This window comes from Methylophaga lonarensis MPL, assembly GCF_000349205.1.
Lineage (GTDB): Bacteria > Pseudomonadota > Gammaproteobacteria > Nitrosococcales > Methylophagaceae > Methylophaga > Methylophaga lonarensis.
The window spans coordinates 22,972-35,571 of record NZ_APHR01000001.1; the positions used below are offsets into that span (position 1 = coordinate 22,972).

Consider the following 12,600-nt stretch of genomic DNA (forward strand, 5'->3'; position numbering starts at 1 on the left):
CCTTGGACAACGCTAAAAAATACTTACACGTGATATACATTCCAAGATATTAATAAATTCAATTGAAGATGATTTCAATAACGCTTTAACGGACCTCTATGCCAGCAATAACTGCCTATATTGCCATTTCTGTATGGCCATTGATCATATTGTTTCTGTTAAAGCGATTTGGTTTAGAAAAAGGGATCTTGCTTGGTTTATTAACCGCTTATATGTTTTTGCCCGCCGGCTTTAGTATCAATCTGCCTGGAATACCGGCGTTTAATAAATTTTCAGTAACAGTGATTACACTGATTGCCTATCTGCTTCTGAATGGGCGTGGCTTAGGATTCTTGGAGCTTCCGAGGATGTATAAGCTTATTTTGGTGTGGTTTCTTGCCACACCTTTTCTGACGGCTATAACCAATTCAAACTCATACCTTCAGTTGCCTGGCCTTAGTTATTATGATGGTTTGACTGATAGTGTTGGTCAATTTCTGTTTGTAGTGCCATTTATGCTTGGCTTTAAGTATTTCCAGACAGATGACAAGCATTATTTGATTTTTAGATACTTTGCGATGGCTGTGTTGATTTATGCAATTCTTGCTTTATATGAAATAAGAATGAGTCCACAGTTGCACAATATCGTCTATGGATATTTTCCACATTCATGGCTGCAGCAGGTTCGAAGCGGTGGATTTAGGGCGATTGTTTTTATGGGGCACGGACTGTTAGTTGCTCTCTTTTTGGCAATCGGGCTTGGTTTTTTGGCCGCACTCAAAAAAAAACAAGCGGCAATTTTGTCCACTTCAGACGGGAATTGTGATCGCGATTGTAATGATCACATTGGTATTGATGAAAAGCTTGGCTGCATTGGTCTTTGGGCTATTTCTTTACTTTACGATCTTGCTGGCAAGTACAAAGCGTGTTCATCAACTCTCAGTGATGATAGCGATAATTTTCTTATCTTATCCTGTGACCAGTGCCATGGAGGTTTTCCCTCATCAGAGACTGGTGAATATTGCCCAAAGTATCAATCCGGAACGAGCGCAGTCACTGGAGTTCAGGTTCAGGCATGAATCTGAGCTATTAGCTCATGCCAGTCATAAGTCGTTATTTGGCTGGGGCGGATGGGGACGAAACAGAGTTTGGGACGAGGAAACTGGAGAAGATCTGAGTGTGACCGATGGTAAATGGATTTTGACGCTGGGGATTCGTGGTTGGTCCGGCTTCCTTGCAGAGTTTTTTTTGATTACCTTACCATTGTGGTATGCCTTTAAAATTCAAAAAAGAAAAACTGGCATTGAACAGAAGCAGAGAATTTATCTGGCATCGTTGGCTTTGATTCTGGCAATAGTTCTACTTGATCAGATGCCGAATGCTTCACTGAATCCACTATATGTATTTCTTGCCGGAGCATTGCTTGGCAGGGCACAACATTTAAGTAAAACTCAGGTAACAAATAAACCTTCAGAACAAACTGTGAAATCGGGCTGATGGCTATTTGAGTATGACTCACTAGTCTGAAATGATAAAACATCAAAGAATGAGAGACATTTGGAGCTCGCATGATGAATAACAGAGCTGTAACAGGCGTTGTTTCCACCAATTCAATAGCCTATGTCGATGCGATATTTGATAGTTATGCCAGAGATGAAATAGTCGTTTTGCTTCGAGATAAAGACGACGAGCGTATTGAGCTGCTAGGTGTTGACAAGGTTATACAGTCTGAACAAAAGTTTGGTTGGCATGCACGCAAACTTGATTTCAGAAATGACGATGCGCTTGCCCAAATTGCATTTACATCTGGTACTGAGGGTGAGCCTAAGGGTGTAAAGCTGACACACAGAGCACTCTCAGATGTCGTATCACGGCTCAACGCTGTCATGGAGGTCGATAGTGGCATCAGAGAATATGTAGGCATTCCGGCCAATTTCTCATTTGGTTTTGGCCGATTCCGGGCGGTTTCAGCAATCGGTGGCCGGGCCTTTCTCCCTGAACAAGGCTTCAATCCCTTCGAAATAAAGCAAATGTTGCTTGCTGAGGAGATTAACGCAATCTCAGCCGTGCCTAGCCTGTGGCGCTCGCTATTGAAGAATTCTGATATGTATGGCGATGAGTGCGAAAACGTAAAGTGGATTGAAATCGGTAGCCAATACATGAGTCAGGCCGAAAAGGAAGCGCTTAAACGATTATTCCCCAAGGCTGTCATCGTTCAGCACTACGGGTTGACAGAAGCCTCGAGAAGTAGCTTTCTCAGGATTGATCAGACGGAAGGAGCGTTGCTGGAATCTGTTGGAAAGGCTTGGGGTGAAACCGAGTTTAAAATCTCTTCAGCCGGCAATATATGCATCAGGGGCCCTCATGTTGCGCGGGAACTGATAAAAAATGGCGAGACGGTTTCTAATGTTGATCAGGATGACTGGTTTCACACCAGTGACCTCGGGCGGCTGGAAAATGGCTACCTGTATTTTGATGGCAGGGCTGATGATCAGATCAATGTTGGCGGAATTAAGCTCTCGCCAGACAGCTTGGAGCGGAAAATCAGAGAGCAACTGAAGATCAAAGATGGTATATGCGTCTCGGCATTACCTGATGAGCACCTTGGGCATGTTGTGCTCGTAGCTGTATTACCAGAGCATGAAAAAAATATCAGAGATATCACCGAATACACTACAGAAATTCTCAAATCAGCGGGTGTGATGAACCCGAATGCCTTGAAGGTTGATTCGATAGATAAATTTCCGTTGACGGCAACTAATAAAGTACAACGAAAGCAACTGGCAAAGAGTTTTCTGGCATTGGCAAAAAACTCATCAAAAAACACGATATACGTAGCGCCAACTAATGATGTTGAAATTGCACTCGTTAGCATATGGGAAAAGTTACTCAAGAGAAGCCCTGTCGGTGTCGATGATAATTTTTTTGATTTAGGCGGCGATTCTCTGCTGGCTGTGATGGCTACCCTTGAAATATCCAATGTTACTGGTCAGAAATTGGATGTGGGTCAATTGTTTGCTAACCCAACCATCAAGAAAATCGCCGATATCATCGTCAATGGGACTATCAGTCCAGTTTCATCGGTTGTTGAATTACAAGCGGCAGGTGACAAGACACCGCTTTACTGTATTTTCGGAATTAACCTCTACCAACACCTTGCGGACTGTTTTAAAGAAGACACACCGGTGTATGGTGTTTACGTGAGTGAAGAACAAAGATTACTTAACAGTGATAGCAAAACGGTAAGTTCTGGACTCGCTGTTAAGCTTGCTGAGCAATACACAGACACGATTATTCGGCACAACGAACACGGGCCGATCCAGCTTGCCGGTATCTCGTTTGGTGGAGTTGTTGCCATTGAGGTAGCCAGATTGCTTGAACAGCAGGGACGGACTGTTGAAGTAGTGTTTGTGCTGGACAGCATCTTGCGGGAGGGTGTAATACTCTCAACAAGAAAAAAAGTGCAACGTATGTTGCGTGAGCTGAGTGACGAACTCACTATCAAGTTGAATCGCTTCAACATTCTTAAGACTGCAGATAAAGATTTGATCGACAAGCAACGAAAAATAATCTTCAGAAAAGCGATGGAGTCACTCAGAAAAAAACAGTCTAGCTACGATGGAAAAGTGGTTCTGATCAAGGCAAGTGATCAATCATCATGGGGGCCGGGGGTGACGTTTTTAGATGATTACGGATGGGGCAGGTATTTAACTGATGTTCGGGCCATTCATACCTTAGAGACTGATCACCTGGGTATGCTAGATGAAAATAATGTCAGAAATCTTGCACTAGTGCTCAAGCAATATATGTGACGAATAAAGTGGATAAAAGTCCCCGAAAAATTCTCAAAAAACTGAGCCGGATAGACAGGCAATTCAAAAATAATAATATTTTGTCGTTTAATAATGACTACAATTTTCAAAAGAAAAGTATAGTTTTTTTGCTTCCATATCAGAAAATGCCTGCCGGCGGTGTGATAGTCTCCCATCATCATTCAGATACAATTAACAGCCTTTTTAGTGGGGAATTTGTTTCAGAGGTTTTCTATCCTGAAAATGTGACTTGCACGGTCGATAATTTCAAGCATAACTCAAGGTTTAAACGTAACAATAGACTCAATAAGAATCGTGACTTTGTTATCTTGCCAGAGATGATGGCCGCTCGATATGCAAAAGTGCTTATTGAGAACCAGGTTCGGTTCGGTATTCATGTACAAAACGGGTATTCAATTGGACTTGAGCTGTCATCCGACCTGGCTAGCTTTTCAGATTTGAAAGATGTATATCTTAAATCGGATATTATAATAGGAAACTCTGAGGATACCATTCAAAACATACTAACGGTATTCCCTGATGTTGGGGAGAAAATAATCAGGTCTTACTTTGTTATTAACAAAGCCAAGTATCAAGAAGTCAATGATAAGAAAAATATCATTACCTATATGCCGAGAAAGCTTTCAAAACACAGTCAACTTGTTTTGCTTTTTCTGGGAGATAAATTGCCTGAACACTGGACCATTAAAGCGATAGATGGTGTCACAGAACAAGAAGTCTACGACATTTTCTATGAGTCAAAAATCTTTATGTCATTTAGTGAGTTCGAAGGCCTGGCCATGCCGCCAGCGATGGCTGCAATGTCAGGTAATTACGTGATAGGTTACACAGGGGAGGCGAACAAGGAGTACTTTCACCTTCCATGTTTTGAAGAAATTCCATGTGGTGATATTAAGACATTTGTTCAGTCTTTACTTGCCAGTGTTGCACGTTTTGACTCAGGACTAGTTCAGATCGATCATTCCTCGATTGAATACCTTAAGGACCTTTTTTCGCAGCATAGACAGCAGCAGTTTATTCAAGATTTAGTGCGAAAGGTTGATCAAATCATGAGTGAAGCCTAAGGAACCACCTCTTGAATAAGCAAAAACTATCAATCCAGACACTAGTCATCATTGTTAACTACAAAACACCAGAGTTGACAAGCAAGGCTGTGTTGTCTGCATTGAGTGAAATTGAAACCACTGATGTCATTTGTGTTGTTGATAACTTCTCAAATGATAACTCATGCGAAGTCATTGGAAGTTTTATTGATCGTAATCAGCTATCCGATAGGGTTTTTTTACTCAACCTGGAAAAAAATCTTGGTTATTCGTCAGGTAACAATGCTGGAATAGAGTATGCGATTCGAGAATTAAATCTGGCACCAAGTTATTACTATCTTCTAAACCCTGACACAATGGTTCACAAAGGTTCTACCCTAGAGTTGGTGTCATTTTTACAGAAGACTCCGAGTGCAGCTATTGCCGGTAGTTGTATTGTGGACGAAACCGGTCAGCTCAGAAATTCGGCTTTCAGGTTTCCATCCTGGCTCAGTGAACTGGAATCCTCGCTTAGGTTTTCGCCTGTTTCTCGACTCTTGGCAAAGCATCGTGTCTCGTTTGACAACAGCAAAATATCAGCGCCTTGTCAGACTGACTGGGTCGCTGGTGCATCAATGATGATTCGTGCTGAGGCTTATCATCAACTGGGTGGATTGGATAACCATTATTTTCTTTATTTTGAAGAAACAGACTTCTGTAAACGTGCTTTACGAGCAAACTGGCAATGCTGGTATGTACCCACCAGTGTGGTGATGCATTACGAAGGCAAAAGTACCGGTGTATCGAGCAAAGATAAAAGCAGGCGTCGTCGACCGGCATACTGGTTTGAGTCTCGTCAGCGATATTTCAGAAAGAATCATGGACTTTTTTATACCTTGTTCGCTGATTCCATTTTTATTCTAGGCTTCTCTGTGTGGAGGTTACGCAGGTTAATACAGCGAAAACCTGATACAGATCCCGAGCTGTTTTTGTCGGACTTTATTAAAAACAGTAGTCTAATAAGCTGGTTGAGGAAATAGATTTGTTTTCAGAGCTCTGTCAGGATTTTGCCGCCAACAATAAGGATATTCATATTGCGGGTAGAAGGGCGCTGTTTGTCTATCGGTTTGGACAGTGGCGGATGACTATCAGGCAAAGATTTTTCAGAGTGCCAATGAGTGTCTTGTACCGGATAATGGAACGCCATGTCAGGTTCAAATACGGCATTGAGATCCCCTACTCTGCCCAAATAGGGAATGGACTTCGAATAGAACATCAGCATGGCATTGTCATTCATGGCAATGCCCGGATAGGTAATCACTGTACGATCAGGCATGGGGTCACTATTGGCATGAAAAATGTCCAAGAGGCGTTACTTGCTCCGGTAATAGGTGATCATGTGGACATCGGCGCTGGTGCAAAAATTATTGGCAACATCACAATTGGAGAACATGCGCTGATTGGTGCAAATGCGGTGGTTACACGTGATGTCCCTCCTTATGCGATCGTTGCAGGTATTCCTGCAAAAGTGATTGGTTTTACCCAAAAAGCTGGACAATGAGCAACAACAGTAACAGCCCAACCATCGGCGCCGTAGTCATAGGCCGTAACGAAGGCCAAAGACTCATCCGCTGTCTTGAGCCTCTAAATCATCAAGTGCATGTTGTTTATGTGGATTCTGGGTCGACTGATGGAAGTGTCGTAGCTGCTAAAGCGCTCGGCGCAACGGTGGTTGAGCTGGATATGCAACAACCATTTACGGCAGCCCGAGCACGTAATGCTGGTGTTCAGAGATTACTTGAGCTGCATCCTCAGACGCAGTTAATTCAGTTCGTTGATGGAGACTGTGAAATTGTCGATGGTTGGTTGCACAGAGCATCAGAATTTCTCACTGAACACCCTGAGTATGCGATTGTGTGTGGAAGGCGGCGTGAGCGCTACCCGAGTGATAGTTTGTATAACCAGCTTTGTGATATCGAATGGGATACCCCCGTGGGTGACGCACTGGCTTGTGGTGGTGATGCACTGATTCGAGTGTCAGCATTGAAACAAGTGGCTGGTTATAGAGACAGCATGATTGCCGGAGAAGAACCGGAAATGTGCTATCGACTTCGACATGCTGGCTGGAAAATTTTTCGACTGGATGCCGAAATGACTCTACATGATGCGGCAATGACACGCTTCGACCAATGGTGGAAGCGAAATAAACGTGCCGGTCATGCCTATGCTGAAAGTCTTCAGTTGCATCACTTGGGCAAAGAAAAGTTTCGACTGAGAGAAGTCGCCAGCATTATTCTGTGGGCCATGATTTTGCCGCTATTTATAGTGCTGATGGTGCTGATGTTTTCAGCGTATGCCCTGCTGCTTTTGGTTATCTATCCGCTACAGGTGATTCGCTTAAGCATGAGTTACCGAGTAAAACTCACTGGCAAAAATGCATTTATCTATGCAAGCTCAAATGTTATCGGCAAGTTCGCCCAGTTGTCTGGGGTAATGAGTTTTTACTATCGGCGTATCTTTAACAAAAGCAAAAAGATTATTGAGTATAAATAGCGCCATTTTGCTTGTCTGATTGCCAGCGCTCGATCAGTCTGAACAAGGCATAGCCCGCCAAAATACCGATAAAGGGGATGATCGGAAAATGATAGCGATCCCCAGACGCAATGATCGTGTGTAGCACGGTATTGTATCCAATCAAGGCGATGATTGGCGTTTGTAGACTAACCGGAATCAAGCCGCGTTCTCTGATAAGCAGTACGAGCGCATAGATCGACAAAATAACCAGCAAAAGCCAGTAGCCAGAACTGATAATTTTAAGTGGCATTACCATTTTTTCAGCGTTGATAGCTTTGATGCCTTCCAGGTTCCATACCACGCCTATATTTTCTGAACGGTAGTAGTCAACAAAGCGCTTTGCCATGCGACGAACGAACAATGCGGGCTCTTCTTTGATGTGTGCGACAGCTTGTGATTTGTAATACTCGGCACGTTCTACTTCTGAATCGAAATGAAGTCCCTCTTTGAGAGGCATATACTCGCCAGTGGAATCAGGGTTATTGCCCATCCAGAATACTGGGCCGCCATTGGTTGATATCAAAACAACCTCACCGAATAGGTCATAATTTCTCATTGCCCAGGGGCTTATCAGGATTGCCATGGTGAGGACGGTGACGATGCTCGCGAGGATGGTCTGTTTGAAATTGAAGGTATTTAAAAAGGTGATGCCAATCAGGATGAAAGGGATCAGCAACGCGATTGGACGCACGTAGGCTGCGGCAACAAAAAAAGCTGCACTTAACAGCCATTTAACGAGTTGGTTGGGGGTGTTTTTGTACCAGAAATACAAACCCAACAGCATGAATACGTTGAACAGCATTTCACTGGCCAGAACAGTGGTGAATTGAATTTGTGATGGCCAGAAAGCGTAAACAAGACCTACCAAATATGCGGTTCCAACATTGAACCACTGTCTTGCAAGACTCATCATGAGTACAAGCGTTGCAATCCCGACTACAAGATTGAGGCCGACGATGACGTTATAGTTTTCTCCGAAAACATAATATAAAGCTCCGTATATGGCGGGAGTTCCGACAGGCCAATAGGCAGTCAGGTGTCCCTCTGGATAGGCATAGCCGCTGCCAGAGCTAATACTTTGAGCAAATGCATGATACATTACAGAATCGGACACAGGGATAACCGGAATCATCACTAGCCACAAGATTCGAACAAGCAGTGCAAGACCAATGATTATTAATAAATTTCTGGTATAAGCATCTGATGAAGTAAGAAATGACATCCGGTCATCCTATGTGAGATAAATTTGAGGATCATTCTATACACAGCATGATCCATCCAGCAAACCAACGACTATAGATCATATGCAAACAAAAAAGGATATGCGGCCACTGTATGTGGATCTGGATGGAACCCTGATTAAAACCGATATTCTGCTTGAATCGGCAATTCGTTTCATCCGTAAAAACCCACTCGCAGTATTTTGGTTGGTCATTTGGCTTTTTCGAGGCAAAGTCGAACTCAAACGCCAGCTGGCTCAGCATGTTTCACTTGATGTCAGTTTGTTACCTTGTGATCCAAAAGTGATTGAGTTTCTCAGCGCTGAGCGAGAAGCGGGTCGAAAGATAATCCTCCTGACTGCTAGCTATTACACCGTGGCACAGCAGATTGCAGATCATTTGGGGCTTTTCGATCGGGTGATTGCGACACAAGATGCCAACATGAAGGGTGCGGCCAAAGTGGCTGTCTGTAGTGTCGATGGAAGTGAATTTGATTACATGGGGAATGACAGTCCTGACTTTGTGATATTCAAAGCAGCTACGAAATCATACCTGGTGAATCCGACACGCTCGGCTTTGAGATTATCCAAAACCAATCCTGTCACTGAGACATGGTCTGATGACAGGAACTGGCTGACGCTGTTGGCTAAAACAATAAGAATCCATCAATGGGCGAAAAATATCCTGCTGTTTGTGCCACTGCTGGTGGCGGCAAAATACAATGAGCTTGGCAGTATACTCAGTGCATTATTCGGGTTTGTGCTGTTCTCTTTTCTGGCCTCTGCCACCTATATTCTGAATGATCTTTCTGATCTTGATTCAGACCGCAAACATTCGAGAAAGCGTCATCGGCCGATACCTTCGGGGAATATCTCGATCAGTGAAGCACTTCTTTTATGCTTGGCTTTATTTGTTGCAGTCTTGATTGGTATTTCTTTTGCCAATATTGCTTTTCAACTCTCAATTGCAGCGTACCTGGTACTGACGATTCTCTACACGGCCGTTTTTAAGAACTATGTTATTGCGGATGTTATTGCACTGGCCTCTTTGTTCACGATCAGAATTATTGCTGGCGCGATGATTATTGAAGTTGAACCTTCATTCTGGTTGATGGCTTTCTCAATGTTTACATTTTTCAGTCTTGCATTGATAAAACGATGTGCGGAATTGAAGTTACTGATGAGTGAAAATCGTTCTCAGACTTCAGGGCGTGATTATCGAACAGATGATTATTACCTCATGCAGACATTTGGGGTGACGTCTGCGTTTATTTCTCTGCTGATAATGGCTTTTTATGTTCAGGATGCTATTTTGATTCAGTCCTACAACACACCTATCATGCTCTGGGCAACCTTACCGGCATTTGCTTATTGGTTCTGTCGAATGTGGTTAAAAACACAAAGAGCTGAAATGCACGACGACCCTTTGGTCTTCTCGGTTAAGGATCGTGGTAGCGTTATTTGTATCAGCTTTATTGTGATGATTATCCTGGCGGCTAAAATTCTATGAGCCTGATTACTCTGCTGGCGATCCTTGTAAGTGTTTCCCTTTCAGTAGCTGCTCAGATCCTATTGAAGTATGGCGTAGGTCAATCTGAGTTTGCCACGCTGGCAATGGCAGAAAAATTTATCTACTCCCTGGTAAACCCATTTATCTTTCTCGGGTTGTTCTGCTACGGGCTCAGTATGGTGTTCTGGTTATATGTACTTTCTCAAGCTGAAGTGAGTCGTGCATACCCATTTGTAGGGCTCGGGTTCGTTGGCACAATGCTGGTCGCGCACTTTTTTTTGTCAGAGCCAATCACAACACAAAAATTTATCGGTACCTTGTGTGTAGTGCTCGGTGTGATTTTGTTGGCGCGATAAACAACTAACTCTGTGGATACGCAAATGACGCATAGCTACTTATTGATTTCACCCTGCCGTAACGAGTCTGAATATATGCGGCAAACACTGGACTCTGTTGTTAACCAGACTGTGCCACCGGATTTGTGGGTGATAGTGGATGATGGTTCTACGGATGAGACGCCAGAGATTTTGCGAGATTATGCGGATCGCTATCCTTTCATTCAGGTGATTACCCGAGAGAACAGGGGACATCGCAGTGTTGGTCCTGGGGTGATTGAAGCTTTCTATCATGGCTATGATCAAGTCGATGTCAGCCAGTTTGAATTTGTTTGCAAGCTGGATTTGGATCTCGATTTGCCTGAAAAATAATTTTGAGATATTGATCAGCCGGATGAATGAAAACCCACGCATCGGCACATGCAGTGGCAAGGCCTATTTTCGTGACGCAAACACAGGTGAACTTGTCAGCGAAAAATGTGGTGATGAGATGTCGGTTGGCATGACCAAATTTTATCGACGTAGCTGTTTTGAAGAAATCGGCGGCTTTGTACGTGAGGTCATGTGGGATGGCATTGATTGCCATCGCTGTCGACAGCTTGGTTGGTTGGCCTTGAGTTGGGATGAGCCTGAACTTCGTTTTATTCACCTGCGACCCATGGGATCAAGTCAGCAAGGGATCTTTACCGGCCGGATGCGTCATGGTTTTGGACAGTACTTCATGGGCACTGGCATCGTCTATATGACGGCATCTTCCGTGTATCGAATGTTGCATCCGCCAATATTTATCGGTGGTTTTGCCATGTGGTGGGGGTATGTCAAAAGCATGTTGCAGCGTAAGCCGAGATTTGATGACAAGGAGCTGGTGAAGTTTATCCGCCGTTATCAGTGGCAGTGCTTGCTCAAAGGCAAAGCAAAAGCTACTGAAGCACTTAATCAGCAGCAAGTCACTGTCTGGATGGATAAGCAAACAACCCCAAAAGCGCTGAGCTAAACAATGGAAATGACGTCAGCATCAAACAATCAGTTACGGAAAATATCTCAAAAACTTTCGGGTAATCATCGCTTTATTCGAGTTCTTCGGCAAAAAGTTTTTGCGCCGCACAAAAAAACATTGATTTACTGCAATGCAAATTTTGCGAATCCGTATCAAGTGCTGATGTATGGATTCATTCAGGGTATGAATATTTCGCCAGTTTCACTGGAACGGATAAATGTTTATCAGAAAGCCCTGGTTGGGGATGTGTTGCATATCCACTGGGATGAATTCTTCTTCCGCTGGAATGATTCGAATAAAGCTGCTGCTGCCAGAGACTGTGTGCTCAAATTCAAGTCTGGCGGTGGCAAGATTGTATGGACGGTTCATAATGAAGCGCCTCATGAAATCGAGTCAGAACAACAAGCGAACGAGTTTGAAACGAACAGACGATTTATCTGTGAGCAGGCAGATTTAATTCATGTGCACAGTGACTACGCAAAGCAGCACATCGCAGAAAAATATCCCGGTACTGCTGACAAGCTGGTTGTGATTCCGCATCCAAGCTATCTTGGTTGGTATCACCATCAGCCATCACCACACTACAATAAAAAGAAAGCCTTTCTGCTGTTCGGAAACATGAGGCGATACAAAGGCTTTGAAACTATTGTTGATGCGTTTAATCGTGTGGCTCACCCTGAGAGAATTGCCTGCCTGGCGCTGGCAGGGAATGGTGCAAATGAAGTGTCAGCTGAGTTTTCTAATGGGATAGCGCTGGTGAGAAATGGTGGCTATGTCGATGACGATATGGTTCCAGATCTTTTTGTCAGCGCAGATTTTGCTGTTTTTGGTTTTTCCAGAATTTTGACATCGGGATCACTGATGTTGGCGATGACTTTCTCAACACCGCCGATTGCGCCTGCGCATGACTCGATCAAAGACAGTTTACCGGCAGAGTTGCATGATTTGCTCTATGTGCCCGGAGATATTGATGACTTTGCCAGCGTTATTGACTATGCATCAGCAATGTCCGAGAGTCAGTATGCTGAAAAATGCAGGGTGACCCGTGAATACGCTCTGAAGTTGGCCCCTGAGAACATATCTCGCATGTTTGAGCGGGCATTGATTGATCACAAGCTGGTGTAAAGCTAT

The 12,600-nt window shown here is 43.8% G+C and carries 14 protein-coding genes; 12 read left to right on the forward strand and 2 right to left on the reverse strand.

What is annotated here, in order from left to right; all coding sequences use genetic code 11:
* The first annotated feature begins 98 nt into the window (after positions 1-98).
* From MPL1_RS13125 to MPL1_RS00115, 5 genes are all read left to right on the forward strand, one after another.
* Positions 99-1,058: a hypothetical protein gene (locus tag MPL1_RS13125; protein ID WP_051056937.1), complete on the forward strand. Its 960-nt coding sequence runs from the start codon at positions 99-101 to the stop codon at positions 1,056-1,058.
* Positions 994-1,476 (forward strand): hypothetical protein, encoded by a 483-nt coding sequence (locus tag MPL1_RS13130; protein ID WP_152417527.1) that lies wholly within the window; start codon positions 994-996, stop codon positions 1,474-1,476. Before MPL1_RS13125 ends, MPL1_RS13130 begins: the two co-directional genes overlap by 65 nt.
* Positions 1,477-1,547: 71 nt before the next feature.
* Positions 1,548-3,791: an AMP-binding protein gene (locus MPL1_RS13135; protein WP_009725097.1), complete on the forward strand. Its 2,244-nt coding sequence runs from the start codon at positions 1,548-1,550 to the stop codon at positions 3,789-3,791.
* A gap of 8 nt (positions 3,792-3,799) precedes the next feature.
* A complete protein-coding gene (locus MPL1_RS00110) occupies positions 3,800-4,876 on the forward strand; it encodes a glycosyltransferase family 1 protein (protein ID WP_235045476.1) in 1,077 nt (358 codons plus the stop codon).
* Between the two features lie 11 nt (positions 4,877-4,887).
* Complete coding sequence (locus MPL1_RS00115) at positions 4,888-5,874, forward strand: glycosyltransferase family 2 protein (protein ID WP_009725099.1); 987 nt, start codon at positions 4,888-4,890, stop codon at positions 5,872-5,874.
* 8 nt (positions 5,875-5,882) lie between these two features.
* Here the strand turns inward: MPL1_RS00115 and MPL1_RS13930 are convergent, their stop codons facing one another.
* Positions 5,883-6,170, reverse strand: coding sequence for a hypothetical protein (locus MPL1_RS13930; protein ID WP_235045482.1), 288 nt, complete (start codon positions 6,168-6,170; stop codon positions 5,883-5,885).
* A 15-nt stretch (positions 6,171-6,185) separates the two neighbouring features.
* Between MPL1_RS13930 and MPL1_RS14340 the strand changes: the two genes are divergently transcribed.
* Complete coding sequence (locus MPL1_RS14340) at positions 6,186-6,395, forward strand: serine O-acetyltransferase (protein WP_009725101.1); 210 nt, start codon at positions 6,186-6,188, stop codon at positions 6,393-6,395.
* Complete coding sequence (locus tag MPL1_RS00125) at positions 6,392-7,387, forward strand: glycosyltransferase (protein WP_009725102.1); 996 nt, start codon at positions 6,392-6,394, stop codon at positions 7,385-7,387. The genes MPL1_RS14340 and MPL1_RS00125 overlap by 4 nt, the downstream gene beginning before the upstream one ends.
* Here MPL1_RS00125 and MPL1_RS00130 read toward each other — a convergent pair.
* Positions 7,371-8,630, reverse strand: a complete 1,260-nt coding sequence (locus MPL1_RS00130; RefSeq protein WP_009725103.1) for a glycosyltransferase family 39 protein — start codon at positions 8,628-8,630, stop codon at positions 7,371-7,373. The two genes, MPL1_RS00125 and MPL1_RS00130, sit on opposite strands and share 17 nt — an antisense overlap.
* Positions 8,631-8,712: 82 nt before the next feature.
* Between MPL1_RS00130 and MPL1_RS00135 the strand changes: the two genes are divergently transcribed.
* The 5 genes from MPL1_RS00135 to MPL1_RS00150 all read left to right on the forward strand — a co-directional run bounded on the left by MPL1_RS00135 (position 8,713) and on the right by MPL1_RS00150 (position 12,594).
* Complete coding sequence (locus MPL1_RS00135; protein ID WP_009725104.1) at positions 8,713-10,137, forward strand: UbiA family prenyltransferase; 1,425 nt, start codon at positions 8,713-8,715, stop codon at positions 10,135-10,137.
* Positions 10,134-10,493 (forward strand): EamA family transporter, encoded by a 360-nt coding sequence (locus tag MPL1_RS00140; RefSeq protein ID WP_009725105.1) that lies wholly within the window; start codon positions 10,134-10,136, stop codon positions 10,491-10,493. The genes MPL1_RS00135 and MPL1_RS00140 overlap by 4 nt, the downstream gene beginning before the upstream one ends.
* A 24-nt stretch (positions 10,494-10,517) precedes the next feature.
* Entirely contained in the window at positions 10,518-10,844 is a 327-nt protein-coding gene (locus MPL1_RS13935; protein WP_235045477.1) for a glycosyltransferase family 2 protein, read from the forward strand.
* Between the two features lie 22 nt (positions 10,845-10,866).
* Positions 10,867-11,466 (forward strand): glycosyltransferase family 2 protein, encoded by a 600-nt coding sequence (locus tag MPL1_RS13940; protein ID WP_235045478.1) that lies wholly within the window; start codon positions 10,867-10,869, stop codon positions 11,464-11,466.
* A 186-nt stretch (positions 11,467-11,652) separates the two neighbouring features.
* Positions 11,653-12,594: a glycosyltransferase family 4 protein gene (locus tag MPL1_RS00150; RefSeq protein WP_161604001.1), complete on the forward strand. Its 942-nt coding sequence runs from the start codon at positions 11,653-11,655 to the stop codon at positions 12,592-12,594.
* Positions 12,595-12,600: the final 6 nt, after the last annotated feature.